Source organism: Ideonella sp. P3_A4, assembly GCF_056403075.1.
Window position 1 is genome coordinate 1 of sequence record NZ_JBFUGE010001141.1, and the last position, 1,108, is coordinate 1,108.

General features: G+C 56.0%; 2 protein-coding genes. Both read left to right on the forward strand.

Translation table 11 applies throughout. The features are described 5' to 3' along the window. On the forward strand, positions 1–249 hold a 249-nt coding region (locus AC1DYI_RS36485), incomplete at its 5' end, for a hypothetical protein (protein WP_477208962.1). 512 nt (positions 250–761) lie between these two features. Next, positions 762–1,108 (forward strand): hypothetical protein (locus AC1DYI_RS36490; RefSeq protein ID WP_477208963.1); only part of this gene is annotated, 347 nt, incomplete at its 3' end.

Sequence of the window (1,108 nt, forward strand, 5' to 3'; positions counted from 1 at the left end):
CACTCGGCCAATCGGCCCAAGATTAGCCTTCGCGACAAGTCGGCCGTTGAGTCGTTCAATCAAAAAGCTAAGCTTTTGCAAAGGCTCTCGACAGATTTGAACGAACAAGCCACTGATCTTCTGGGGCGTCAGAACGAGTTCAATGCGAAAATTGACACCTCCAACCAGCGTTGCGCCGGCATGATGGTCACCTTTGACGACCAGGAAGCAGTCTTACTCGAACGCATCAAGCTGAGGGCCACCAAGTGAGGTCTAACCCCTTCGTCAAGGGGACGTCTTGCGCGTACGCGCAAGCCGCCCCTTACGTCGAACGTTAGGCCCCAAGGAAATTCCACAGCATGCAGACGATCGAGATCCCTCCGTTTGGAATGCCATGGCCGAGCGCCGGATATTCCGAGTCGGCCCTTCTTGCCGTTTCCGAGGCAGAACTGGAGGAACGCATTTCCACTAGTCTCGCTCGAGGCATAGAGGACGGCCTTGGGTCCTGGGCAGCCATAGGCTTGCGGCTGCCGTCTGGCGCGATTGTCGAGCTCGTCAACTATCAGGAGAGGCCCGGGGAGCGTGTGTTCATCGTGCGCACTGTCGCAACCGCATCGCCAGAAGCCGTGCTCAGCGAACTTCTTGTTTGTCTCGGTCTCCCCCAGTCTTCAATCATTTGGCGAGCAGGCAATGCTGTGGCCTAACCCCTCCGTCAAGGGGACGTCCTGCGGCAAGCCGCAGGCCGCCCCTTACGTCGAACGTTAGGCGGCTGAATCGACATCATGGATACTCGAGCACCCACGCCAAAGCAGATCTTCTCCAAGGGAAAGGTCGCCGATCTAATAGTCACCGAGGCCTTGCCTTTTGCAGGTGCCTTGCGAGAGCTGAAGAAGACGGCCCGCGACATTTGCATCGGCATAGACCCTGAAACCTTCTTCAGTGAAGTTCCGGTTGAACTTCACAATTTTGTGGACAGCATCTTCTACAGATTCATGGTCGAAGGCGGTGTCCCCATACTCGTCTACTACGTTGCCACTCACCAGGGGTGTATCTATACGGAGGTAGAGTTTGACGGCTCTGTTGTCCAGACCTGGAGTGATGGGGTCGATCTGAATACGAGCAAGAACAT